The organism is Bifidobacterium sp. 2450, assembly GCF_041900695.1.
GTDB classification, from domain to species: Bacteria; Actinomycetota; Actinomycetes; order Actinomycetales; family Bifidobacteriaceae; genus Bifidobacterium; species Bifidobacterium longum.
Map to the genome: position 1 here is coordinate 116615 of NZ_JBHEEA010000003.1, position 23941 is coordinate 140555.

General features: G+C 59.9%; 20 protein-coding genes and 1 tRNA gene. 8 read left to right on the forward strand and 13 right to left on the reverse strand.

All coding sequences use genetic code 11. The features are described from left to right. Positions 1 to 62: 62 nt before the first annotated feature. The 3 genes from polA to ACEUKI_RS01640 form a co-directional block, all read right to left on the reverse strand. Positions 63 to 2930 carry a DNA polymerase I gene (gene polA / locus ACEUKI_RS01630; RefSeq protein ID WP_115770093.1) on the reverse strand — a complete coding sequence of 956 codons (2868 nt, stop codon included), beginning with the start codon at positions 2928 to 2930 and terminating at the stop codon, positions 63 to 65. Between the two features lie 45 nt (positions 2931 to 2975). Then, entirely contained in the window at positions 2976 to 3761 is a 786-nt protein-coding gene (locus tag ACEUKI_RS01635) for an ANTAR domain-containing response regulator (RefSeq protein ID WP_144169210.1), read from the reverse strand. A 67-nt stretch (positions 3762 to 3828) separates the two neighbouring features. Continuing rightward, a tRNA-Leu gene (locus ACEUKI_RS01640) sits at positions 3829 to 3902 on the reverse strand. A gap of 203 nt (positions 3903 to 4105) precedes the next feature. On the opposite strand from ACEUKI_RS01640, the gene ACEUKI_RS01645 reads away from it, so the two are divergent. Beyond that, positions 4106 to 4705: an NUDIX domain-containing protein gene (locus ACEUKI_RS01645; RefSeq protein WP_374156419.1), complete on the forward strand. Its 600-nt coding sequence runs from the start codon at positions 4106 to 4108 to the stop codon at positions 4703 to 4705. Between the two features lie 147 nt (positions 4706 to 4852). On the opposite strand, the gene pyk is transcribed toward ACEUKI_RS01645, so the two are convergent. The 6 genes from pyk to ACEUKI_RS01675 form a co-directional block, all read right to left on the reverse strand. Then, a complete protein-coding gene (pyk, locus tag ACEUKI_RS01650; protein ID WP_115770091.1) occupies positions 4853 to 6295 on the reverse strand; it encodes a pyruvate kinase in 1443 nt (480 codons plus the stop codon). A gap of 167 nt (positions 6296 to 6462) precedes the next feature. Continuing rightward, a complete protein-coding gene (locus ACEUKI_RS01655; RefSeq protein ID WP_374156420.1) occupies positions 6463 to 7449 on the reverse strand; it encodes a TerC family protein in 987 nt (328 codons plus the stop codon). Positions 7450 to 7618: 169 nt separating this feature from the next. Continuing rightward, the gene (gene uvrB, locus ACEUKI_RS01660) at positions 7619 to 9730 is read right to left on the reverse strand and encodes an excinuclease ABC subunit UvrB (protein WP_007051919.1); all 2112 of its coding nucleotides are present in this window, start codon (positions 9728 to 9730) and stop codon (positions 7619 to 7621) included. 11 nt (positions 9731 to 9741) lie between these two features. After that, on the reverse strand, positions 9742 to 10359 hold the full coding sequence (gene coaE / locus ACEUKI_RS01665; protein WP_115770089.1) for a dephospho-CoA kinase: 618 nt from the start codon (positions 10357 to 10359) through the stop codon (positions 9742 to 9744). 176 nt (positions 10360 to 10535) lie between these two features. Beyond that, positions 10536 to 12011, reverse strand: coding sequence for a 30S ribosomal protein S1 (rpsA, locus tag ACEUKI_RS01670; RefSeq protein ID WP_374156421.1), 1476 nt, complete (start codon positions 12009 to 12011; stop codon positions 10536 to 10538). Between the two features lie 120 nt (positions 12012 to 12131). Continuing rightward, positions 12132 to 13007 (reverse strand): bifunctional methylenetetrahydrofolate dehydrogenase/methenyltetrahydrofolate cyclohydrolase, encoded by an 876-nt coding sequence (locus ACEUKI_RS01675; protein ID WP_374156422.1) that lies wholly within the window; start codon positions 13005 to 13007, stop codon positions 12132 to 12134. A 103-nt stretch (positions 13008 to 13110) separates the two neighbouring features. On the opposite strand from ACEUKI_RS01675, the gene ACEUKI_RS01680 reads away from it, so the two are divergent. The 3 genes from ACEUKI_RS01680 (at position 13111) to ACEUKI_RS01690 (ending at position 16344) form a co-directional block, all read left to right on the forward strand. Further along, a complete protein-coding gene (locus ACEUKI_RS01680; protein WP_374156423.1) occupies positions 13111 to 14382 on the forward strand; it encodes a metal ABC transporter solute-binding protein, Zn/Mn family in 1272 nt (423 codons plus the stop codon). Between the two features lie 171 nt (positions 14383 to 14553). Then, positions 14554 to 15444, forward strand: coding sequence for an ABC transporter ATP-binding protein (locus tag ACEUKI_RS01685; RefSeq protein WP_179133444.1), 891 nt, complete (start codon positions 14554 to 14556; stop codon positions 15442 to 15444). A 66-nt stretch (positions 15445 to 15510) separates the two neighbouring features. Beyond that, positions 15511 to 16344: a metal ABC transporter permease gene (locus ACEUKI_RS01690; protein ID WP_080785104.1), complete on the forward strand. Its 834-nt coding sequence runs from the start codon at positions 15511 to 15513 to the stop codon at positions 16342 to 16344. A gap of 51 nt (positions 16345 to 16395) precedes the next feature. On the opposite strand, the gene ispF is transcribed toward ACEUKI_RS01690, so the two are convergent. Both ispF and ACEUKI_RS01700 read right to left on the reverse strand, forming a co-directional pair. Continuing rightward, positions 16396 to 16920, reverse strand: coding sequence for a 2-C-methyl-D-erythritol 2,4-cyclodiphosphate synthase (gene ispF, locus ACEUKI_RS01695; protein ID WP_251847607.1), 525 nt, complete (start codon positions 16918 to 16920; stop codon positions 16396 to 16398). Between the two features lie 108 nt (positions 16921 to 17028). After that, complete coding sequence (locus ACEUKI_RS01700; RefSeq protein ID WP_007053566.1) at positions 17029 to 17622, reverse strand: CarD family transcriptional regulator; 594 nt, start codon at positions 17620 to 17622, stop codon at positions 17029 to 17031. 177 nt (positions 17623 to 17799) lie between these two features. Between ACEUKI_RS01700 and glgB the strand changes: the two genes are divergently transcribed. The 4 genes from glgB (at position 17800) to ACEUKI_RS01720 (ending at position 22337) form a co-directional block, all read left to right on the forward strand. Then, positions 17800 to 20052, forward strand: a complete 2253-nt coding sequence (gene glgB, locus ACEUKI_RS01705) for a 1,4-alpha-glucan branching protein GlgB (RefSeq protein WP_143248017.1) — start codon at positions 17800 to 17802, stop codon at positions 20050 to 20052. A gap of 35 nt (positions 20053 to 20087) precedes the next feature. Further along, a complete protein-coding gene (locus ACEUKI_RS01710; protein WP_374156424.1) occupies positions 20088 to 20810 on the forward strand; it encodes a response regulator transcription factor in 723 nt (240 codons plus the stop codon). Beyond that, the gene (locus ACEUKI_RS01715; RefSeq protein WP_179133445.1) at positions 20810 to 21883 is read left to right on the forward strand and encodes a cell wall metabolism sensor histidine kinase WalK; all 1074 of its coding nucleotides are present in this window, start codon (positions 20810 to 20812) and stop codon (positions 21881 to 21883) included. Before ACEUKI_RS01710 ends, ACEUKI_RS01715 begins: the two co-directional genes overlap by 1 nt. 67 nt (positions 21884 to 21950) lie before the next feature. Further along, positions 21951 to 22337, forward strand: coding sequence for a LexA family transcriptional regulator (locus ACEUKI_RS01720; RefSeq protein ID WP_080785108.1), 387 nt, complete (start codon positions 21951 to 21953; stop codon positions 22335 to 22337). Here ACEUKI_RS01720 and ACEUKI_RS01725 read toward each other — a convergent pair. Together ACEUKI_RS01725 and ACEUKI_RS01730 are read right to left on the reverse strand one after the other, a co-directional pair. Next, the gene (locus ACEUKI_RS01725; protein ID WP_374156425.1) at positions 22253 to 22975 is read right to left on the reverse strand and encodes a ComF family protein; all 723 of its coding nucleotides are present in this window, start codon (positions 22973 to 22975) and stop codon (positions 22253 to 22255) included. The two genes, ACEUKI_RS01720 and ACEUKI_RS01725, sit on opposite strands and share 85 nt — an antisense overlap. A gap of 9 nt (positions 22976 to 22984) precedes the next feature. Further along, the gene (locus ACEUKI_RS01730) at positions 22985 to 23791 is read right to left on the reverse strand and encodes an HAD-IIB family hydrolase (RefSeq protein WP_080785110.1); all 807 of its coding nucleotides are present in this window, start codon (positions 23789 to 23791) and stop codon (positions 22985 to 22987) included. Positions 23792 to 23941: the final 150 nt, after the last annotated feature.

Sequence of the window (23941 nt, forward strand, 5' to 3'; positions counted from 1 at the left end):
ACAATCCACTGGACTGTTTGCTCAACGACTCAGCCCCTCCACCCGAGGGGAGCTAGAAATTGTCAGTGTGCGGCGAGCTGCCAGTCGGAACCGATGCCGCACGATACGTCCAGCGGCACGGCAAGGTCGACGGCGTGTTCCATGGCGTTGCGCACCAGTTCGGTGACCTGGTCTCCTTCTCCCGGAGCGATTTCCACTACCAGTTCATCGTGAATCTGCAGAATGATACGGCTCTTGACGTGAGCCTCGGCCAAGGTCTGCTCGGCGCGAATCATCGCAATCTTCATGATGTCGGCGGCAGATCCCTGAATCGGTGCGTTGAGTGCCGCACGTTCGGCGGCCTCACGCGCAACACGATTGGTCGAATGCAGGGCCGGGAAGTAGCGACGCCGTCCGAAAATGGTTTCCGTATACCCCTTCTCTCGGGCATTGGCCACCAGCGATTCAAGGTAATCGTGCACCTTGCCGAAGGTATCGAAATACCGGTTCTTCAACGCTTCCGCTTCGCGTGGCGCGATCTTGAGCTGCTGGGCGAGACCATACGTGCTCAGACCATAGGCCAATCCGTAGCTCATGGCTTTTACGTGGCTGCGCTGGTCGCCGGTGATCTGGTCGACCGGCAGCTTGTAGACCATCGAGGCCACGTATTTGTGGAAGTCAGCTCCGGAGCGGAACGCTTCGATCAGCGCCTCATCACCGGACAGATCGGCCATGATGCGCAGCTCGACCTGTGAGTAATCGCAACTCATCAGGGCTTCGTACCCCTCCCCTGGCACGAACACGCCGCGAATCTCACGGCCGGCGGCGTTCCGGTTGGGAATATTCTGCAGGTTCGGGTCCACGGAGCTCAATCGGCCGGTGGCGGCAACGGTTTGCTCGAAAGTGGTGCGGATGCGCTCATCTGATGTGTTGGTGGCATCGATCAGCGTTTGGACGATCTGCTTGAGCTTGTTGATCTCTCGGTGGCGCAGCAACGCCCCGAGGAAACCATTGGCCCGCTCATTGTCCACTGATTTGACATACAGATCCTGCAATGCGGCCGCATTCGTGGTGTATGAGCCGGACTTGGTGCGTCTGGTGGGCTTCAAACCCATATCTTCGAACAGCACCTTCTGCAGCTGCTTGGGGCTTTGCAGGTTGATTTCGGCGCCGGCATACTCCCAAGCCATTTCCTGTGCCTGGCGAGCCTCGGCGGCAAACTGGTCACGCATGGAAACGAGTCGAACGCTATCGACTTTGGCTCCTGTGTGCTCCATGCCGTGCAATACGCGGGAAACAGGAAGTTCAATCGCGCGCATCAGCCAGCATTGTTCGCGCTCGTCGATAATCGGCCCGAGCATGACGGCAAGGCTGCGGATAATGGCCAGATCACGCAGACGATGTTCGTTCGGATCTTCTTCGACCTGATTGTCGTCGAAGTCCAATGTGCCTTGCGAAGGCTGTTCGGTTTCGGTGAAGTGGATGTCGAGGAAGTGCTCGGCCGCCTGCTTGAGGCTATCGGCGTGGAAATCCGGTTGGGCCAGATACCCGGCAAGCTTGGTGTCGAACATCGGCAGGTCCAGGTCAAGATCTACCGCGCCCAGAAGATGCAGCAACTCTTTATACCCATGCACGATGGTGCGGGAGTGTTCGCTTTCCAGGAACCGCGCAAGCTGTGCTCGCAAGGTATCGGTGATTGGAAGGGCCACTATGGCCGCTGATGTTGCCGTGGCCACGGCAATGGCTTGTGCCGTGGCACGTCCCGGCCTTTCGTCGCCCCATGCGGCCACGGTCCAAGCGTGGCCGACCGCGTCGCCGCAGACGGCATACCGCTGCGAGCCATCGCCATAGTCGGAAACCGTGAAATCGGCGATTTCGCCGGGAACCTTGACTTCGACGCGATGGGCCTTGACCCATTCGTCGAACTGCTCCGGAGCAGTGATGCTCGTGGGTTCCGGCAGGTTCAAGTCGAGGCTGCTATCCTGCTCGTCCTGCTCATTATTCGTAGACTCGCCAGCTCCGGATGTGTTGGATGCCTTGGCCCCGATATTGAAGGTTTTCAGCACGCGACTCTTGGTGCGCGGTCCGAATTCAAGTTCCTTGAACAGGGCGTCGATTTGTGCCACGTCCACGGTGCCGAATGTCAGATCCTCGATATCGACGCCTAGATCGACGTCTCGCACCAGTGCGTTGACTTTGCGATTGAGTTTGACCTGATCGATATTGGCCCGCAGTGATTCGCCTTTTTTGCCGCCGATTTCATCGGCGTGCTCGCAAATGCCGTCGAGGGAACCGAATTGGTTGATCCACTTGGCCGCAAAGCCATCGCCTACACCGGGTACACCGGGAATATTGTCAGCGGTTTCGCCGCGGAGTGCCGCCAGATCCGGATATTGTGCGGGAGTGACTTTGTATTTGTCGATGATGGACTGCGGCGTCATATGCTTCAGGTCTTTGAAGTGATGACCCGGGTACAACACGGTGACGTTGTCATCCACCAGCTGGAAGGCGTCTCGGTCTCCGGACAATACCAGTGTGTGGTAGCCGGCCTTGTCTCCCATGGTGGCGAGGGTGGCGATCACGTCGTCGCCTTCGAATCCCGGCTTCTCGATGTAGGTGACGCCGAGGGCCGTGAGCATGCGTTGAATCAATGGCAGCTGGGTGAGCAGCTCTTCGGGAGCCGCCTCACGGGTGCCTTTGTATTGCGGAAGCATCTCATTGCGGAATGTGCCGCCCTTCACATCGAAGGCGACGCCCAGATGGTCGGGTTTCTCCGCATCGATCACCTGCGCGAGCATGGTGGCAAAACCCCAGACGGCGTTGGTGGCCTGGCCGCTGGAGGTACTGAAGTTGTCGACCGGCAGGGCGAAAAATGCACGGAAGGCCAGCGAGTGGCCGTCCACCACCAGCAATGTTTCATCGGTGGGTACGGTCACGCTGGCCTCTCCCATAGTGTGTTTGTGTTGCTTTACGACTCAGTACGGCGATGCCGATAATCAGCGTTCGCCCGAATCAGAAGGCTTCGGATCGCCGTACTTGGCGATGATGGCCTGGGCCAGGCGCTTCTTGGGGATGCGCTGGTCCATGGAGGTCTTCTGAATCCAACGGAAGGCACCCTGCTCGGAGAAGTCGGCCTTGTCCATCAGCAGACCCTTGGCGCGGTCGACGAGCTTGCGCTCCTCAAGCGTGTCTTCGGCCTTCTTGAGCTTCTCTTCGGTTTCCTTGAGCTGGTCGGTGGTTTCCTTGAGCTTGCGTTCGCTGCGCTCCACGTTGTCCAGCAGATCGTTGATCTCGGCGAAACGGCCCATGGCCACCTCGAGGGTCGGCAGCAGCTTGGATTCCTCGTACGGCTTGGTGACGTATGCCATGGCGCCGGCACCGGTGGCCTTCTTCACCAGATCGGTCTGGGAGAATGCGGTGAGCATGACGACAGGGGCGATGTTCTCATCGCGGATAATGCCGGCAGCGGCGATGCCGTCCATACGCGGCATCTTGACATCCATGCACACCACATCAGGGCGATACTTGCGGGTCAGTTCCACGGCTTCCTCGCCGTTGGCGGCCTGACCAACGACCTCATAACCGCTGTCTTCCAGCATGGCGACCAGATCCATGCGGTTCACGGCTTCATCCTCGGCCACGACGACGGTACGCGGACCATCCTCGGCCACGGCCTTGCGCTCAGCAGGTTCGCTTTCATCGGCTACGGCCTTGAGTTCTTCGTCGGTCAGCACCTCATCGACGTTGATACTCGGTTCTTCGGACTTCTTCCTTGCAGCCATGCCAACCTCTTTCTTGAATTACCCAACAATGGGGTTCGTAATAATTTCAGCGAACTCCTAGCTAAAGTGCCCTCGGTGGGACTCGAACCCACACTGCGCAGATTTTGAGGCTGCTTCCTCTACCAATTGGGATACGAGGGCGTGCCAAAGCACTCTGAAGAGAATAGCATACCAATTCGACTCTTGCGACACAAGACACGCGCCAATCCTCCATTCCCCCGGCAAAACAGGCGAAACACGTCGATATCGCGGACGGCGTACCTGTGTGTTGCCCGTTCTCCTGCGTGGTTTCACCGCTTACAATGGGCTGTAGTTTCGATGTATCGCTTTTGTTAGGAGGGCTTATGAGCAACGAAACTTACCGTCAGTTCGATCCTTGGCGCCCCTCTCCGGTCAAGGAGATTTCCCGTAGACAGATTGTGGAGACGCATTATTTCAATGTCGATCACGTCTCCTATGAGTCGAATCAAATCGGTTCGTTTGAACGCTACTTTGTTCAGGAGAACAATGGTGACACTGTGGCGGTGCTGGCCGTCACCGATGATGGCATGATTCCGCTGGTCGAGCAGTATCGCATCGCCAACCATCGTTGGACGTTGGAGATTCCGGCCGGCCACGCCAACAACCCGTCCGAACGCCCGACCGATGTAGCTAAGCGCAAGCTGGCCGAGGAAGCCGGTTTCGACGCCACCAAGCTTACGCAGTTCACCCGTTTTATGAACACGCCGAGCTATTCCACCCAGCACACCGCAATCTTCTTCGCCACCGGTCTTACCCCGGCTCCCCGTCAGGAAATCGGCCCGGAGACTCCGCGTTCCGACGTGCATATGGTGTCGGTGGACGATGCCTATGAGATGGTGGTCAATGGCACGATTGTGGATGCCAAGACCATGGTCGCCATTTTGCGCCTGAAGAGCGGCACGCTCGATCATCTCAACGACTGATCGCCACGCTCGATCACCGCGGTGACTGTGGGCCATTGCAATCACCACGCAATCGCAACATAACAGATAACGAAAGCCCCCATCCACTTTGGATGGGGGCTTTCGTGTGCTATATGCTAGCTGTCAGCAGCTAGCAGAGGCCTGAAATCAGTCGCAAGCGCCAACGGTGTGCACGTAGATGGAGTCAGTGCGGCCCGGCTGGTGATCGCCCTGAGCAGAGCTCAGGATGACGATCTTGTCGCCGTCAGCAACCTTGCCAGCATCCTTGAGGACCTTGTCCGTGTAGATCATGAGATCCTTGCGGGACTTGTCGTGGTAGTCCTCCTTGAGCATGAAGGCTTCGGTGCCCCAGGACAGAGCCAGCCAGTGGTAGGTGTGCTCGTTGCTGGTCAGGCCGTAGATCGGGGCGGCCGGACGCTCACGGGAGACGCGGTGCACGGTGGCGCCGGTCTGGGTGTAAGCAACGATGGCCTTGGCGTTGAGCTTGTCGGCCAGGTCCACAGCGGCGGAGGAGACAGCGCCGGTGGAGGACATGTCAAGGTTCTTGAGCTCCGGGATGCGGTCGAAGCCGTGGTCGGTGGCGTAGCCGGAGATACGGGCCATGGTGGCCACGGTCACATCCGGGTACTTACCAACGGCGGTCTCGTTGGAGGTCATGGTGGCGTCGGAGCCGTCGAGGATGGCGTTGGCGCAGTCGGAAGCCTCTGCACGAGTCGGAACCGGGGAGTTCACCATGGAGCCGAGGACTTCGGTAGCCACGATGACCGGCTTGGCGTACTGGCGAGCCAGCTCGATGATGCGCTTAGTGGCCAGCGGGACCTCTTCCAGCGGGCACTCAACGGCCATGTCGCCACGGGCGGCCATGACACCGTCGAAGGTCTTGACGATCTCTTCGAGGTTCTCCAGAGCCTGCGGCTTCTCGATCTTGGCAACGATCGGGATGCGACGGCCTTCCTCGTCCATGATCTCGTGGGCGCGGTCGATGTCGGTGGCGAAACGCACGAAGGACATGGCGATGATGTCGGCGCCGGTGCGGATGGCCCAACGCAGGTCGGCCTCATCCTTCTCGGTCAGAGCCGGCAGGGAGACGGCGACGCCCGGCAGATTGATGCCCTTGTGGGAGGACACAGGACCGGCCACGACGACCTTGGTGTACACGTTGTTGCCCTCGACCTTGGTGACCTCAAGACGGACCTTGCCGTCATCGATCAGGATCGGGTCGCCCGGGTGGCAATCGCCCGGCAGGCCCTTGAAGGTGGTGGAGGTGATGTGCTCGTCGCCCTCGATGTCATCAGTGGTGATGACGAATTCCTGGCCGAGCTGCAGCTGAACCTTGTCTTCGCCATCGGCGTTCTTCTTGAACCAACCGCAGCGAATCTTCGGGCCCTGCAAATCAACAAGCGCGGCAACGTTGCGACCAGTGGCTTCGCTGGCCTTGCGCACGTTGTTGTAGACCTTGAGGTGATCCTCGGGGGTGCCGTGGGAGCGGTTCAGACGAGCAACGTCCATACCGGCTTCAACGAGCTTCAGGAGGTTGTCGTAATCCTCGGTGGAAGGACCGATGGTGTCTACGATCTTGGCTTTACGCATGAATGCCTGCCTATTCTTGTTCAATTTGGTTCGAGGCGCGATTGCCTCATTTGCCGAAACCCAGTCTACTAGCGCGAGCCGACTCATGACAAGTTTTCTTCACGGTGTGTTGTGAGCGCTCACATTGTTGTGTTGACTAGGTTTAAGGATTGTATTCTCTAACGATTTCAGCCCTTTTCAGCGCTTTCCATGCTCTTCATCTTGATCACGGAAGCCACGGATGCGCCGCCAATTGCGAGCACAATCACAGCCAGCGACAGCCATGTGGGCACCTCCGGCACCCAATGGATGCCTTCGCCGCCGTTGATGAACGGCAAGGTATTGCCGTGCAGGGCCTCCATAATGAGCTTGACGCCGATGAAGCCCAGTACCACGGACAGGCCGGCAGGCAGGTAGACGAGCTTGTCGAGCAGAGCACCCAGCAGGAAGTACAGCTGCTGCAGGCCGAGCAGGGCGAACACGTTGGAGGTGAACACCAGGAACGGATCCTTGGTCAGGCCGAAGATCGCGGGAATCGAGTCGAAAGCGAACATGACGTCGGTGGTGCCGATGGTCAGGAACACGATGAGCATCGGGGTCCAGTAACGCACGCCGTTCTTGGTGGTGCGCAGCTTCTCGCCGTCGTAGTCGTCGGTAATCTTGATGATCTTGCGCAGATTATGGATGATGCCGTTCTCGTGATATTCCTCATCTTCATCGCCGCCGAGCACCAGTTTGACGGCGGTGTAGATCAGGAAGGCACCGAACAGGAAGAACACCCACGTGAAGCGAGAGATCAGGGCCGCACCGATCAGAATGAAAATGCCACGGAAAATCAAAGCAATGGTGATGCCGATGGACAGCACATACTTCTGAATCTGCTTGGGCACCGCGAAGTTCGACATGATAATGACGAACACGAATAGGTTGTCGATGGACAACGAGTATTCGGTGAGCCAGCCGGAATAGAACTCGATGGCGGGCTTGGAGCCGGCGAAGAACCAGATGCATCCGCCGAAAATCAGCGCCATAACCACGAAGAAGGCGATATGCTGCACGCATTCCTTGGTGGAGGGCACATGCGGTCGGCGCCCGATGACGAACAGGTCGACGATAAAGAACAACGCGAGCACCACGAAGGTGATGATTTCAAATACGAGTGGGGTTTCTGCCATGATTCCCTACACTAACTTATGTATGTGACGGTTTTGGGGCCGTTCCGGTAGCGCTGATCGCCAGGCAGTCAGGGGATGTGTTGTTCGACACGCTCCGGGCCGCTCAGGCCAAGTCTTTACGGTCGAACAACGCATCCCCTGACTGCCCGACTCGGGTATGGGAATTTGGTTACTTGTTGGCTTCCGTCATTTGACGGAGTTCTTTTTTGAGGTCTCGGATTTCGTCGCGGAGACGGGCGGCGAGTTCGAACTGGAGTTGTTCGGCGGCGGTGTGCATCTGTTCGCTCAGTTGGCGAATCAGGTCGGCGAGGTCCTGCGCGGGCAGGCCGGCCTTCAGGATCTCCTCGTGGCGTTTGTCTGCCTCGTTGGGATCGAGTACCGGCACGCCCAGGTGCGTGTTGCCGGCCTTGCCCGCGTTGCGGTAGCCACCTTCAAGCAAGGTCTGGGTGTCCACATCCTCCTTGGCGAGCATGTCGTTGACGTCGCTGATCTTCTTGATCAGGGGCTTGGGATCGATGCCATGCTCCTGGTTGTAGGCAATCTGCTTGGCGCGGCGACGGTCAGTCTCGTCGATGGCTTGCCGCATGGCTTCGGTGGTCTCGTCGGCGTACATGATCACCGTGCCGGACACGTTTCGGGCCGCACGGCCGATGGTCTGGATGAGCGAACGATAGGAGCGCAGGAATCCTTCCTTGTCGGCGTCAAGAATCGCCACCAGCGATACTTCCGGCAAATCGAGGCCCTCACGCAGCAGGTTGATACCGACAATCACATCGATCTTGCCTTCGCGCAACATGCGCAGCAGTTCGACGCGGCGCAACGTATCCACATCGGAATGCAGGTATTCGACCTTGATGCCGCGTTCCAGCAGATAGTCGGTCAAGTCCTCGGCCATCTTCTTGGTCAGAGTGGTGACCAGCGCGCGCTCGTTCTTGGCCACACGGGCCTTGATCTCGGCGAGCAGATCGTCGATCTGCCCCTTGACCGGGCGTACGTCGATCTTCGGGTCCAGCAGACCGGTTGGGCGGATAATCTGTTCGACCACCCCATCGGACAGTCCCATCTCATAGTCGCCTGGCGTGGCGGACAGGTACACGGTCTGGCCGACGCGCTGCAGGAATTCCGGCCATTTGAGTGGTCGATTGTCCATCGCGGAGGGCAGACGGAAGCCGTGTTCGACCAGCGTGCGCTTGCGGGAGGCATCGCCCTCGTACATGGCACCGATCTGCGGCACAGTGACGTGTGATTCGTCGATGACCAGCAGGAAGTCGTCAGGGAAGAAGTCGAGCAGCGTGTGCGGCGGGGTGCCGGCGGCGCGGCCGTCGAAGTGGCGCGAATAGTTTTCGACGCCTGAGCACACGCCAACTTGGGTGAGCATTTCCAGATCGTAGGTGGTGCGCATGTTGAGGCGCTGCGCTTCCAGCTCCTTGCCTTGTTTGCGCAGTTCTGCCAGGCGTTCGTCGAGTTCCTCGCGAATGGTTTTGAGCGCCCGTTCCATGCGTTCGGGGCCGGCCACATAATGGGAAGCCGGGAAGATGTGGACTTCGTTTTCCTCGTCGATCTCGTCGCCGGTCAGCGGGTGCAGCGTGGAGATGCGGTCGATCTCGTCGCCGAAGAATTCGATGCGCACGGCCAGTTCCTCGTAGACGGGGATGATTTCGACCGTATCGCCGCGCACGCGGAAGGTGCCACGCGTGAAGGCGATGTCGTTGCGCTTGTACTGCATGGCCACGAATTGGCGCAGCAGGTCGTCGCGGTTGATTTCCTGCCCGACTTTGAGGAAGAGCATGCGACCGGCGTATTCTTCCGGCGTGCCCAAGCCGTAGATGCAGGAGACGGTGGCCACAACCACGCAGTCGCGGCGGGTCAGCAGGTTTGCGGTGGCTTGGTGGCGCAGGCGCTCCACATCGTCGTTGATGTTGGAGTCCTTTTCTATATAGGTGTCGGTCTGCGGGATGTATGCCTCGGGCTGGTAGTAGTCGTAGTAGCTCACGAAATAACTCACGGCGTTGTCCGGCATGAGTTCTCGGAATTCGGCGCATAGCTGCGCGGCGAGCGTCTTGTTGGGCTCGATGATCAGGGTCGGCCGCTGCAGCTTTTCGATCAGCCAGGCGGTGGTTGCGGTTTTGCCAGTACCGGTGGCACCCATAAGAACCACATCATTCTCGCCGTTTTCGATGCGTTCGGCCAGTTCGGCGATGGCCTGCGGCTGGTCGCCGGATGGCTTATATGGCGATTTGACGACGAAAGGCTTGTCCGCGCGCTCGATATTGAATCCCATAGGGCCTCATCTTAGCGACCTGCGCACCATCCTGCGTATATCTCACCCACTTGGGCCAGCATCTCGGGCAATGGATGGGTGGAGTCGATGACGATATCGGCCATGGCCCGCCGCTCCTCCTCACTGGATTGGTGGCGGATGCGGGCCTCGGCCTGTTCCAGGCTCATGCCGCGTTCCTCGACCATACGGTCGAGCCGCATGCACACGGGAGCTTCGACCGTGACGATATGGTCAAAGGCGAATGGAATATCGTCAATGACCTCGGCGAGCAGTGGAATGTCGTGAATGATGATGGCTGCCTCGGGGTGCTCATGCTCCAGTCGCGCCGCCTCGGCATAGATCAATGGGTGCTCGATGGCGTCGAGCCGTTCACGTGCGCCCGGCGCGGCGTTCGCGCCGAAGACATGATCGGCAATCCATGGCCGGTTCATAGTGCCATCGGCGAGCAATGCATCAGGACCGAACTCGGCGACGATCTGCGGCAGCGCCACTCCCCCGGGTTCGACGATCTGATGCGCCAGCGCATCGTAGTCGATATGCAACGCGCCGAGTTGCTTGAGTCGCGCCGCCACCGTACTTTTGCCCGCGGCGATGCCGCCGGTCAGTCCTATTCGCATCATGGTGCCCATGATAGCTGGCGCTCCCCTCGGTCGGCTACCGCCGACAGCTCCCCTCAGGGAGGGGGGAGCCGGCTCGCGTAGCGAGACTGAGATGAGTCATTGGCGGGTAACTCCAAAAACACAAGAAACCCGGCCCAATCGGACCGGGTTTCCGTTAAACGCTAAGCGCTAGCTTCGCGGCAAACTCACTTGCCGAGCAGCTGGTCGCGCAGGGCGGCGAGCTGATCGGAGTCGGCGAGGGTACCGGTAGCCGGAGCAGCGGAAGAGTAGTTGGAGGTCTCCTCGACCGGCTTCTCTTCCTTCGGGCCCTGGCCGTCAGCGGCTGCGGATTCGGCAGCGTTCTCCAGCTCCTTGGCCACGAACTCCTTGTGCTCCTCCCACAGCTCGTGAGCGGCGGCGTACTGAGACTCCCACTCCTCGCGCTGCTTCTCGTAACCAGCGATCCACTCGTTGGTGTTCGGGTCGAAGCCTTCGGGGTACTTGTAGTTGCCCTGCTCGTCGTACTCGGCCGGCATGCCGTAGATGGCCGGATCGAAGTCCTCGGAAGCCGGGTCAACGGAGTCGTTGGCCTGCTTGAGGGACAGGGAGATGCGGCGACGATCGAGGTCGACGTCGATCACCTTGACGAACACGGTCTCGCCCGGCTTGACCACGGTCTCCGGGTTCTCGACGTGACGGTTGGCGAGCTCGGAGATGTGCACCAGGCCCTCGATGCCGTCCTCGACGGAGATGAAGACACCGAACTGGACGATCTTGGTGACCTTGCCCTTGACGACCTGGCCGGGAACGTGGGTGCGGGCGAAGCGCTGCCACGGATCCTCCTGAGTCGCCTTCAGGGACAGGGAGATACGCTCACGGTCGAGATCGACGTCGAGCACCTCGACGGTGACCTTGTCGCCGACCTTGACGACCTCAGACGGGTGGTCGATGTGCTTCCAGGACAGCTCGGAAACGTGGATCAGGCCGTCAACACCGCCGAGATCGACGAAAGCGCCGAAGTTAACGATGGAGGACACCACGCCCTCACGGATCTGGCCCTTCTTGAGCTGGGACAGGAAGGTCTCGCGGACCTCGGACTGGGTCTCCTCGAGGTACTGGCGACGGGACAGGACCACGTTGTTGCGGTTCTTGTCGAGCTCAAGGATCCTGGCCTTGATCTTCTGGCCGATGTACGGGGAGAGGTCGCGGACGCGACGCATCTCAACGAGGGAGGCAGGCAGGAAACCACGCAGACCGATGTCGACGATGAGGCCGCCCTTGACGGCTTCGATGACGGTGCCCTCAACGACGCCGTCAGCTTCCTTGATCTTCTCGATGTCGCCCCAGGCGCGCTCGTACTGGGCACGCTTCTTGGACAGAATCAGACGGCCTTCCTTGTCTTCCTTGGTGACGACAAGGGCCTCGATGGTGTCGCCGACCTCGACGACTTCGCCAGGATCAACGTCCTTCTTGATGGAAAGCTCACGGGAGGGGATGACACCCTCGGTCTTGTAGCCGATGTCCAGGAGGACTTCGTCGTGATCGATCTTGACGACGGTGCCCTCAACCAGATCACCATCATCGAAGTTCTTGATGGTGGAATCGACTGCCTTGATGAAGTCCTCTTCGGTGCCGATGTCGTTGATGGCAACCTTGGTGGCTTCAGTGTTGTTCTCTGCCATGTAAATATATGGTTTCTAATAGTGGATGGATAATTTCTCGATATTCAGTTATACGCACACCCTTACAGGCACACAGATATTCACAATACAAGCAACTCTGCCCAAATTTCCTAGGAAACTCTAGGCGTGTCGTTCGGCCATTTCCACGACGTTGGCTAGGAGCACGGCTCGGGTCATGGGGCCCACGCCTCCGGGGTTGGGGGTGTAGGCGGAGGCCTTGTCGTAGCAGGCCTTGTCCACGTCGCCCTTGATACGGTAGCGACCGGCTTCTTCATCGTAGACGCGGCTGACGCCCACGTCGACCAGCACGGCACCGTCCTTGATCTTGTCGGGCGTCACGAATCCGGCCGAACCCATTGCGGCGACGATCACGTCGGCGCGGCGCATGTGGTCGGCCACATCCCGGGTACCGGTGTGGCACAGGGTGACGGTGGCGTTGACGGCGTTGCGCGTGAGCATCAGGCCAATCGTGCGGCCAATGGTGATGCCGCGGCCAAGCACGCACACTTCCTTGCCGTTCAGATCAATGTCATAGGCGTCGAGCAGCTCGAGCACACCGCGCGGAGTGCAAGGCAGCGGCGTCGAAATGTCGCCGCGCACATGCAGCACCAGTTCGCCGAGGTTATACGGGTGCATGCCGTCGGCATCCTTGGCCGGGTCAATCATGTCGATGATCGCGTTCTCGTTGATGCCCTTGGGCAACGGCAGCTGGACGATGAACCCGGTGCAGGCCGAATCTTCGTTGAGTTCGCGTACGGCAGCGGCGATGTCATCGAAGCTGGCGTCCGCCGGCAGTTCCTTCTTGACTGAGGTAATGCCCACTTCCTGGCAATCGGCGTGCTTGCCGGCCACGTACTTCATCGACCCGGGGTCCTCGCCCACCAGCAGCGTGCCCAGCCCCGGTTGGATGCCCTGCGCCTTGAGCTTGTTCACTCGCTCGGCAAGGTTGGTCTTGACTTCGGCCGCAATCTGCTTACCGTCGATTTTTGTGGACATCAACGCCCTCCCCTGTAGTTTCGGTGCATTCTATCGAAACGATAGGCTATCGTTGGAACAAGTCAGGATTATATATCGTTCGCTCTCACGAAGAAGGCGTGCCATGGGGACTCAAATCACACGACTTACGCGACTCGCCGCAGCCGGCCTGAGCGCCGTCCTGTTGTTCGCAACCACCGCATGCGCAGCCACCTCCCCCGCTGAAACCGAGCCGGACAACAAGACCAGCGTTCCCGCACCGACCGGGCCGATCAATGTGGTGGCCTCCCTCAATCAATGGGGCTCGCTGGCCGCCGAGCTGGGCGGCGATGATGTGGAAGTCACGTCCATCGTGAACTCCACCAATGTGGATGCCCACGATTTCGAGCCAAAGACCTCGGATGTCGCCAAGCTGTCCAAGGCCCAAATCATCGTGGCCAACGGTGCGGGCTACGATTCCTGGGCCACCAAATCGATGACCAAGACCACGAATATCGTGTCCGTCGCTTCCGTCATGGGTGCCGTCGAGGGCGATAACCCGCATCTGTGGTTCTCCAAAGACGCTCGATCCAGCATGGCCACGGCCATCACCGATGCATATATAAAGGCACTCCCCAGCAAGAAGAAGGCCTTCCAGAAGCGGCTCAAGGCATGGCAGGCGGATGAGAAATCGCTGGAAACATGGGCGTCCGAGTTCACCAAATCCCACTCCGACCTCACCTATGCAGCCACCGAACCCGTGGTCTATTATCTGATGGCCGATCTCGGGTTCAGGGATCAGACGCCCAAAGGGTATACGCAATCGACCGCTTCCGGCGGCGAACCGGCACCCGCGGACCTGCAGTCTTTCCAGAAACTCATCGAACACAAGGGCGTGGATGTGCTGGTCAACAACACGCAGGAGGCCAGCGACGCGAGCAATATGATCACTGGCGCTGCCGGCCGTGCCGATGTGCCGGTAGTCGACGTCTCCGAACAAATGCCCAAGGATGCCGACACGCTGAACGCCTGGATCAACCAGCTCATCAACACCATCATCGACGCGGTGGATCCAAGCTATGGCTGTGAAGACGCCACGGACGGCACTGCTGATGGCGACGCCAATGATTCCGGTGACGCCGGCACCGGCGACGCCTCAGGTGATGCCAAGACGGACGGCGACACCGCGGGCGGCAACGCGAATTCCGATGATTCCAGCGCCGACGGCGCCGCCACGGATGATGCCAATGCGCAAGACTCCAAGGCCAGCACCGGTTCCAGCACGGAGCCCCAGTACATCCGTCAGTGCAAGGCGGCCGCATCCAGCGACTCATCTCAGGATTCGGCAAAGGCCGATGCCGCCAATGGCGATTCCGGCGATGCCTCCGGCAACGACCAGACCGACTCCGGCAAATAGTTAGAAGCAAAGGACACCGGCATCGGATTCATGCAATGCCGATAGACGCCTTGCACGAGAAGGGTTGTGCGGCCATTGTCGAGATGGCCGCACAACCCTTTTCTTTGGTTATCACCATCCGTACACGATATTGAGAACGATTGTCAGCATCGTTTGCCACAATCGGGCGTTATGAGTGAAACTTCCGATTGCATCGTGTTCAGCGATGCCGCCATCAAGCGTGGCGACCATATCATCTGGCAGCATGGCACCTTCACCATTCCCACCGGTTCGGTCACGGCCATCGTCGGCACCAACGGCACCGGCAAAACCACGATGATGAGGGCCGAGCTGGGCCTTTTGCCGCTTTGCCATGGCAGCCTGACCGTACTGGGCAAGCCCGCAGGCGAGATGAACAAACGCATCGGATATGTGCCGCAGAGCTATGTGGCGAATGTCGATTCCAATCTCACCGCCGAACAATCCGTGTTGCTGGGCCTGACCGGCACCCGATTCGGCATCCACCCCATCACCAAGGCCCAGAAAGCCAAAGCACTCGAGGCGCTGGAGTTCACCGGCATCGCCGACAAGACGCGGTACCGTCTGTCCGAACTGTCCGGCGGTTTGCGCCAGCGTGTGGCCATCGCCCAGGCGCTGGTGTGCGACCCACAACTGCTGATGCTTGACGAGCCGTTGGCCAACCTCGATCTGGCCAGTCAGCGCGCCACCGTACACGTGCTGGCCAAGCTGAACCGTGAACTGAACATGACCATCCAGGTGGTTGCGCACGATCTCAATATGCTCTTGCCGATTCTGACCGGTGCCGTCTACTTGCTCGACGGGCACCCGCACTACGCCGATATGCACAAAGTGCTCGACTCCGACCTACTCACCCACCTCTACGGCACACAAGTGCAGGTGGTCACCACTCCGCAGGGTGACATGTTCGTGACCCCGACGCCGGATGAGCCCCAGGACCAGCCGCAGGATATGCACACGGCCGCCGAAGTGGCGCAATTGCACCATCACGAGCACGGCAACGCCACCAATGGCAACGCCGCCAACAGCGCCGAGAATCGATAACATCAAGCGAGCCGACCCACAGCCCATCAACGGACTGCAGCTCAGGCATGGAGAAAATACAGAGACATGAGCACCATCAACTTTTCGTATGATCCCGAATGGCTGGATACACTGTCCGCTCCATTCATGACCAACGCCTTCATCGCCGGCCTGTGCATTGCCCTGGCCGCCGGTGTCATGGGATACTTCACCATCGCCCGTCGTTCCACCTTCGCGGCCCATGCGCTGGCCCATATCGGCCTGCCGGGCGCGACCGGCGCGGTGTTGCTCGGCCTGCCCGTGTCACTGGGCATGGGCGTGTTCGCACTGGGCGGCGCACTGGTGATCGGTGCTTTGGGCAAGCGCGTTTCCGAGCGTGAAGTCGCCACCGGCACCGTGCTGGCCTTCGCCACCGGCTTGGGTCTGTTCTTCGCGCGATTGTCGAGTTCCGCCTCCCAGCAGATGCAGTCGATTCTCTTCGGCTCGATCCTGACCATCACCACCGGCCAGATCATCGGCTTCGCCGTGTTCGACGTATTGCTGCTGGCATTGTTGGCCATCATCTACCGCCCGCTGCTGTTCAGTTCGTTGGATGAGCAGGTGGCACAGGCCAAGGGTGTGCCGATCGGGCTGATGAACGTGGCGTTTATGGCGATTATGGCCGGTGTGATCACCATCGCCGTGCCGGCAGTGGGCACCTTGCTGATTTTCGCACTGGTGATCACGCCTGCGGCCACCGCCAATATTCTGGCCGGCTCCCCATTCAAGGCAATGGTGATCGCCAGCGTGCTGTGCTTGGTGTCGATTTGGGCCGGACTCGTGCTGTCGGCGATGTTCCCCGCTCCCCCGAGCTTCATCATCGTGACGCTTTCCACCCTGTTCTGGGCTATCGCCAAAGCCGTGGAGACGATGCGGAAGTAATCTCATCCATTTTTTCTTGCCCCCGCTGGCAAATTCATAGCGGGGGCTTTGTTATATCTTCTCCACCAAGGCATTGGCGATGGCGGCGATGCCTTCGCCGCGGCCAGTGAATCCCATATGGTCGGTGGTGGTGGCGGCAACCGATACCGGGCAACCAACCGCCGCAGACAGGGCGGCTTCGGCTTCAGCACGGCGTGTGCCGATTTTCGGGCGGTTGCCGATGATCGCCACCGAGGCCGACGCCGGCGTATACCCGTTGGATGCCAGATGCGCCACAACTTCTTGCAGCATATCGATGCCATGCATTCCGGCACCATGCGCGTCCGCACCGACACCGAACAGTGAACCAATGTCTCCCAATCGGGCGGCGGCAAGCAACGCGTCAATCAGGGCGTGCGCGGCCACATCGCCATCGGAATCGCCTTCGATACCCTCGTATTTGGCGGCATCGGCCTCGCTGCATGAATCAGGCACCGGCCAGTAAAGCCCTGCAATCCACAGTTCACGGCCTGAACCAGCAGGCGCAAAACGGTGAGCGTCAAAACCCTGCCCTATCAACACTCCTGCAGACCCCATGCAGCCCCCTTCGATGGCGCTGCCCAGACGAACGGCAGCAAACGATTATGAATCACGAAGCCCCGGCGTATCGCATAAGGACACGACCGAGGCCTCAAAACAATCAAATCACTTCTTCTTGGACTTCTTCTCGGCTTCGACACGAGCCAAAGTATCGGCCGCGGCCTCTTCGGGCTCGGCGGTGTGATGCTTGTCGTCACCGGGCTGAGCGGGCTCGTAGCCCAGGTTCACGTCGAGCAGACGCTGGGCTTCCGCCTCGTCGATCTTCTCAGACAAGGCGATCTCAGAAGTCAGAATGGCTCGGGCCTTGGTGAGCATACGCTTCTCGCCCGCGGACAGGCCGTGCTCGTCGACATCGCGCTGGGCGAGATCGCGAACCACTTCGGCGATCTTGTTGACGTCACCGGTGGCGATCTTTTCGACGTTCAGCTTGTAACGGCGAGACCAGTTCATCTCTTTCTCGATGATCGGGGTCCGCAGGATGCCGAACACCTTGGCCACTTCGGATGCGGAGACGATGTCACGCACGCCGACCTTCTTGGCATTGTCCACGGGAACGTTGATGACCAAACCATCGGAAGAGAGTACGGACAGCTGCAGATATTCGCGCGTCACTCCCTTGACCGTCCGCTCGGTAATGGCCTCCACCTTCGCTGCACCATGACGCGGATAGACGACCATATCGCCGACTTTGTAAGACATGTACCCTCCGAGAACTGACGGCTTACACACAAAAACTCGAATAATTATGCCATGCGGTCTGGACCGCCCCTATGAGAGCGCTCACAACCACGGAGACACACCGAAAAGGGCAAGAATTCGTCATTTTCGACGCGCCAATGTAGCGTTTTCAACTCCAACGCACGTAGACTTTGGGACATGGCTAAAAAAACGAAGATCAAGGAAGATACCGTCACCGTGCCTGTCGCCCAAGGCGACCTCGATGCGGTGAGCAATGCTGAATTCTACAACCCCCACGGAGTTCTCGGCGGGCATCTCGGCATCGGCAAGCATGCCGACACCGCCACAATCCGTGTGCTGCGTCCGCTTGCCAAGTCCGTGACCATCCTCACCCAGGATGGCGAATACCCGATGACCCACGAATACAACGGCGTGTTCGTGGTTACCGTGCCGGCCTCCGGCACCAAGAAGCAGCCCACGATTCCCGACTACCGCGTCAGGACCGAGTGGGAAAGCGGCGCAGTGCTCATTGAGGATGACCCATACCGTTATATGCCCACAGTCGGCGACATGGACACCTATCTGTTCGGCGAGGGCCGTCACGAGAAGCTCTGGGAGGCGCTTGGCGCGCATGTGCTGCGCTACGACGATCCGATGGGCGGCGCAGACGGCACGCCCGGCGAACAGGTGGTAGGCACCGCATTCTCCGTGTGGGCCCCGAACGCCCATGCCGTGCGCGTGGTCGGTAACTTCAACGCCTGGGATGGCCGCCGTCATGCCATGCGCGAGCTCGGCTCCTCCGGCGTGTGGGAGATCTTCATCCCCGGCATCGGCGCGGGCGAGACCTACAAGTTCCAGATCCTGAACGCCAATTACACGTGGGAGATGAAGGCTGACCCGATGGAGCGTCAGCACGAAGTTCCGCCGAACACCGCCTCCATCGTCACCGAATCCACCTACAAGTGGAACGATGACGCCTGGATGCAGCACCGCCGCACCACCAACCCGCATGATGGCCCGGTCTCCATCTATGAGGTGCACGCCGGCAGCTGGAAGCAGGGACTGACCTACCGCGACCAGGCCAAGCAGCTCGTGGACTACGTCAAGCAGGAAGGCTTCACCCACGTGGAGTTCATGCCACTGGCCCAGCACCCGTTCTCCGGCTCCTGGGGCTATCAGGTCACCGGCTACTATGCAGTCGACTCCCGTCTCGGCTCCCCCGACGACTTCCGTTACCTGGTCGACCAGTTCCATCAGGCCGGCATCGGCGTGATTATGGACTGGGTGCCCGCCCACTTCCCGAAGGATGCCTTCGCGCTCGGCCGCTTCGACGGCACCCCGCTGTACGAGGACCCGGACCCGCTGCGCGGCGAACACCCTGAATGGGGCACCTATGTGTTCAACTTCGGACGCCGCGAAGTACGCAACTTCCTGGTGGCCAACGCCCTGTTCTGGCTTGAGGACCTGCACGTCGATGCACTGCGCGTGGATGCCGTCAGCTCCATGCTCTACCTCGACTACAGCCGCGAACCCGGCCAGTGGCGCCCGAACATCTACGGCGGACGCGAGAACCTGGAGGCCATCGACTTCCTCAAGGAGGCCACCGCCACCGCGTACAAGAACAACCCCGGCGTCATGATGATCGCCGAGGAGTCCACCGCATGGCCGGGCATCACCGCCCCCACCTTCGCCGGCGGCATCGGCTTCGGCATGAAGTGGAACATGGGCTGGATGCACGACACCCTCGAGTATCTGCACGAGGAGCCCATCAACCGCAAGTGGCACCACAACGAAATCACCTTCTCCATGGTGTACGCCTACTCCGAACACTACGTATTGCCCATCAGCCACGACGAAGTCGTGTACGGCAAGGGCTCCCTGTACGGCAAGATGCCGGGCGATGGCTGGCAGAAGCTAGCCGGCGTGCGTTCGATGTTCGCCTATCAGTGGGCTCACCCGGGCAAGAAGCTCTCCTTCATGGGCAACGAGCTGGCCCAGTGGGGCGAGTGGGATCACGACGCCTCCATCGATTGGGATTGCCTGAACTGGCAGGAGCACCGTCAGGTCCAGACCATGGTCGCCGACCTCAACGCCTTCTACAAGGCGCATCCGGCACTATGGAGCCAGGACTTCGATCCGGCCGGCTTCCAGTGGCTGACCAGCGACGATGCCGACCACAACACGCTGAGCTTCCTGCGCATCGGCACCAAGGACGAGACCTTGGCCGTGGTGGTCAACTTCTCCGGTGAAGCCTGGTCCGATTATCAGGTGGCGCTGCCCACCGGCGGCAAGTGGACCGAAGTGTTCACCACCGATGACGCCAAGTACGGCGGCTCCGACATCCACAACGGCACCTTCGAAGCGGTCGAGGGCGAATATCATTCGCGTCCGTTCTCGGCGAAGATCACCGTTCCGGCTCTGGGAGTTGTATTCTTGAAGCCGGAAGACTGAACTGGTCAACAGGCTGAAAGGTAACCGGTTTATTTATGTTCAATACCACAGCGCGTCAGAATACGATACCGCGCACGGTGTTGGTGGTCGAGGACGAGCCCACGCTCGCCACGGCCATCGCCCAGCGCATCACCGCTGAGGGATGGACCGCTCGCGTGGCCGGGGACGGCGCTTCCGCCGTCCAGGCCGCGTCCCAGCTACGCCCCGATCTGGTGATCATGGACATCATGCTGCCGGTCATGGATGGTCTTGAGGCCACCAAACGCATCGTCGCCGAACGTCCGGTGCCGGTGCTGATCCTCACCGCACGTGATGACGAGGCCGACAAGGTCATCGGTCTGGGAGCGGGTGCCGATGATTACATGACCAAACCGTTCTCCATGCGCGAGCTCATCGCCCGCTGCAAGGCGCTGCTGCGCCGCGTGGAGCGTGCGAAGGTCATCGCCAAGAATTCGGAGAACGAGAAGCTGCTCGACTTCGGTTCGATGGTCATCGACCCGGCCCAGCGCATCGTCACCGTGAACGGCGAGCAGGTGCATCTGACCCCCACCGAGTTCGATCTGCTGGCCACGCTGGCCCGCCGCCCGAAGTCGGTGCTCACCCGCGAAAAGCTGCTCGAAGAGGTCTGGGACTGGGTCGACGCATCCGGCACCCGCACCGTCGACAGCCACGTCAAGGCGCTGCGCCATAAGCTCGGCGCCGATACCATCCGCACCGTGCACGGCGTGGGCTACGCTTTCGAGCCGTTGACCGCGTGATGGCATCCAAAAAACAACAGCAATCCCGGCTTGACGCGATGAAACCTCGCGTCAAGCCGGTTGATTTGTTCTCCTCTCTGAAGCTGGAACTCAGCGCACTGATCGTTATCGCCACTGCCATCGCGTTTGCCATGTGCTGGTTCCTCCTGAAATTCGGTTGGTCCGGTTGGATCGCCATGCCGCTAACTTTGGTGGTGGCCTTGGGCATCACCTATTTCTTCTCTCGCGGCATCACCGCTCCCCTACGCCAGATGCGCGATGTGGCCGAAGCCATGGCGGATGGCGATTACACGGTCCGCGTGGATATCAATCAGGATCGTCATGACGAAGTCGGCCAGCTGGCTCGCTCGTTCAACGAGATGGCCGGCGAACTCGAGCATGCCGATAAAATGCGCCGCGACATGATCGCCAATGTGAGCCATGAGCTGCGCACGCCCGTTTCCGCTTTGCAGGCGATGGTCGAGAACATGGCCGACGGCGTCATCGAGCCCACTCCCGCCAATCTGGAGAGCATCCTCACCCAAACGCAGCGTCTCTCCGACCTCATCGCCTTCCTGTTGGATTTGAGCCGTATGGAGGCCGGTGCGGCGAGTCTCAATATCGAAAAGTTCAACTTCGCCGATTTTCTTGACGAGACCATCGAGCCGTTGGAAATCGCCGATGGCGGCCACGCCCACGACATCCGCGTCACCGTGCCGGCCGACATCTCGATGGAAGGCGATCAGGACCGCCTGCGCCAGCTGTTCACCAACATCATCGCCAACGCGCTGAAGCATTCGGCCGACGGCACCACCGTGCTGGTCGACGCCCATGAGGATGACAACCAAGGCACCATCGTGACCAATGTGGTGAATTTCGGCTCCCAGATTGCACCGTCCGACCGTTCGGACATCTTCCGGCGCTTTGTCAAAGGCAAGACGGGTCCCGGCACCGAGTCGGGCGGCACCGGCCTTGGCCTGTCCATCGCACGCTGGGCGGCCCAATTGCACGGCGGCACCGTCAAAGTGGTCGATGACACGCGAGGCGCCGATTTCGAAATCATCCTACCTAAATATCACATCGCCGAACGCTGATATTGTCCGCCGTCTTACCGTATACTGTGTTCGAACAGATGTTCGAACACAGGGTGGGAGGCGCGGTATGACACAGCAAGCCGAGTCACAGGCCATGGCGCACGACACCACGCTGTTTGTTATGCAGATGGCCGGCGATTCCATGATCAATGCGGGCATCCACAACGGCGATCTGCTGATTGTCGATCGTTCGTTGGCACCAGTCCCCGGAGATGTGGTTGCGGCTGTCATGGACGATGAAATCGCCATCAAACGGCTGGTTTCACGGGCCGGCATCACCATATTGCACGCCGAGAATCCGCGATACCCCGATTACATGCCGAGCAACGGCGCTTCGCCTGCTATCTGGGGCATCGTCACCGATGTCATTCACCCGTTGATATCGTCATCGGACCGTCGCACCACGGCATCCGCCAATACCAGCACGCCCACCACCTTGGTGCCGGCCTGCTGAAATGCCTGAACGCATTGCCGCACGGTGGCACCTGTGGTGACGATGTCATCAATGAGAAGCACCGCGTCGCCATGGCCGATGAGATCACGCTTCACCGTGACGTGACCGGTGATACGGCGGGCACGCTGCGCCGAAGAGACCTGCTGCACGGAGCGTGCCTTGGTGGAGGAGCTCAGGGCATTGCATGGTCGCGCATCGACGCCGTACCCACGCAATGCCCCTGCCACCGATTCGGCCAACGGTGCCGTATGGGCACGTCCTCTTCGGCGCATTGACGCCCGCGATGATGGCACCGGAACCACCAATACGCGATGACCCAAGCATGATGATGGTATTGGCGTCTTGTTCAGCAGCGACACCATGATGCGGCCGAAAGGGCCGTCAAGCTCGGTATCGTCGTGGTCCTTCCAGTCGAGAATGGCACGACGTACCGATCCCTGATAAATCGATGCGGACCATATACGGGCTCCGCCACCACTGTCTGCATCCCGTTCCCGGCATTGCGCGAACAGGGCCCAGCATGCCGCACACAATACCTCATCCGGCGCGTCACACCCAGCGCAGCCGCGTGGAAACAGCAAATTGCAGACCTGTGCCCACATCGCATGCCACCACTTGTATACGCTCGGCCCGTCCATAACGCGTCACTATCGAGCTGGAGTATCGAATCGCGCAAGCAGTGCATCCAGCAGTTGTACCGTGTCTTGCGGATTCTCCACACGAACACCGATCGCACCGGCCTCAACCGCGGGATAGTCATTACCCGTAGGCGTCATGCGATCACCCACGAACACCATTTCATCGACCCGTATGCCAAGTATCTGCGTCAGCTTGCGCACGGCATAGGCCTTATCGATGCCGCATTCGCTGACATCCACACTGGTGTATCCGCCGGCCCTGACCCGCATATGCGGCAGATCGGCCTTGACCGCTTCGACCAGCGCCTGTTTCTTCGTGTTATCGCGATCCCATGCCTGCTTGGCCGCTACGGGGGCGAACTGCCCAAGAGCGGAGAAGGTGATCTGGCTGCCCCTGTTCTCGATTCGAGGCCCCCATACCTGCTGTTCCCACAATCCCAGTTCCCGGGCATGTCGCTCAAGACTTTCCGAGACAGCGGCCACGGTGGCTTCGGACAGATCATGCGCATACACCAAGGCCCATTGCGTGCCATCCCACCGGTAATACCGGGAGCCGGAGGTAGGCATGACGTGCAGATTGCCGCGCCTGGCATTCGGGGTGAGTACATCCAGCACCTGCGAGGTGACCACCGCCATGCCGCCCCCTGAGATCAGGGCCACCACCGTATGGTCGAGCAACGCACAGAACCGTTCGATCATCGCGGGCTTCATCGGCTGTTTTGAGCTGGCCAGTGTGTTGTCCAAATCGAAACCGAACACCTTGGCGTTGGAGCAGACATTATCGAAATCAAGTTCGGACCACGAACATACCACCATTTGTCGCGCCTCCCTCGTTGACGAATGTTCACAACCAATGAACCAATCCTAACGCATGTTGCCTCCGCCATGTCCTATGGTGGGAACCATGCTTCAGCCACCTTGGAACGCACGAATCTACCGCAACCGCCACGGTCGCGGCACACGAAC

Coding starts and splice junctions, on each gene's coding strand:
- polA (WP_115770093.1), bottom strand. CDS start 2,930: ATGGGAGAGGCCAGCGTGACCGTACCCACCGATGAAACATTGCTGGTG.
- ACEUKI_RS01635 (WP_144169210.1), bottom strand. CDS start 3,761: ATGGCTGCAAGGAAGAAGTCCGAAGAACCGAGTATCAACGTCGATGAG.
- ACEUKI_RS01645 (WP_374156419.1), top strand. CDS start 4,106: ATGAGCAACGAAACTTACCGTCAGTTCGATCCTTGGCGCCCCTCTCCG.
- pyk (WP_115770091.1), bottom strand. CDS start 6,295: ATGCGTAAAGCCAAGATCGTAGACACCATCGGTCCTTCCACCGAGGAT.
- ACEUKI_RS01655 (WP_374156420.1), bottom strand. CDS start 7,449: ATGGCAGAAACCCCACTCGTATTTGAAATCATCACCTTCGTGGTGCTC.
- uvrB (WP_007051919.1), bottom strand. CDS start 9,730: ATGGGATTCAATATCGAGCGCGCGGACAAGCCTTTCGTCGTCAAATCG.
- coaE (WP_115770089.1), bottom strand. CDS start 10,359: ATGGGCACCATGATGCGAATAGGACTGACCGGCGGCATCGCCGCGGGC.
- rpsA (WP_374156421.1), bottom strand. CDS start 12,011: ATGGCAGAGAACAACACTGAAGCCACCAAGGTTGCCATCAACGACATC.
- ACEUKI_RS01675 (WP_374156422.1), bottom strand. CDS start 13,007: ATGTCCACAAAAATCGACGGTAAGCAGATTGCGGCCGAAGTCAAGACC.
- ACEUKI_RS01680 (WP_374156423.1), top strand. CDS start 13,111: ATGGGGACTCAAATCACACGACTTACGCGACTCGCCGCAGCCGGCCTG.
- ACEUKI_RS01685 (WP_179133444.1), top strand. CDS start 14,554: ATGAGTGAAACTTCCGATTGCATCGTGTTCAGCGATGCCGCCATCAAG.
- ACEUKI_RS01690 (WP_080785104.1), top strand. CDS start 15,511: ATGAGCACCATCAACTTTTCGTATGATCCCGAATGGCTGGATACACTG.
- ispF (WP_251847607.1), bottom strand. CDS start 16,920: ATGGGGTCTGCAGGAGTGTTGATAGGGCAGGGTTTTGACGCTCACCGT.
- ACEUKI_RS01700 (WP_007053566.1), bottom strand. CDS start 17,622: ATGTCTTACAAAGTCGGCGATATGGTCGTCTATCCGCGTCATGGTGCA.
- glgB (WP_143248017.1), top strand. CDS start 17,800: ATGGCTAAAAAAACGAAGATCAAGGAAGATACCGTCACCGTGCCTGTC.
- ACEUKI_RS01710 (WP_374156424.1), top strand. CDS start 20,088: ATGTTCAATACCACAGCGCGTCAGAATACGATACCGCGCACGGTGTTG.
- ACEUKI_RS01715 (WP_179133445.1), top strand. CDS start 20,810: ATGGCATCCAAAAAACAACAGCAATCCCGGCTTGACGCGATGAAACCT.
- ACEUKI_RS01720 (WP_080785108.1), top strand. CDS start 21,951: ATGACACAGCAAGCCGAGTCACAGGCCATGGCGCACGACACCACGCTG.
- ACEUKI_RS01725 (WP_374156425.1), bottom strand. CDS start 22,975: ATGGACGGGCCGAGCGTATACAAGTGGTGGCATGCGATGTGGGCACAG.
- ACEUKI_RS01730 (WP_080785110.1), bottom strand. CDS start 23,791: ATGGTGGTATGTTCGTGGTCCGAACTTGATTTCGATAATGTCTGCTCC.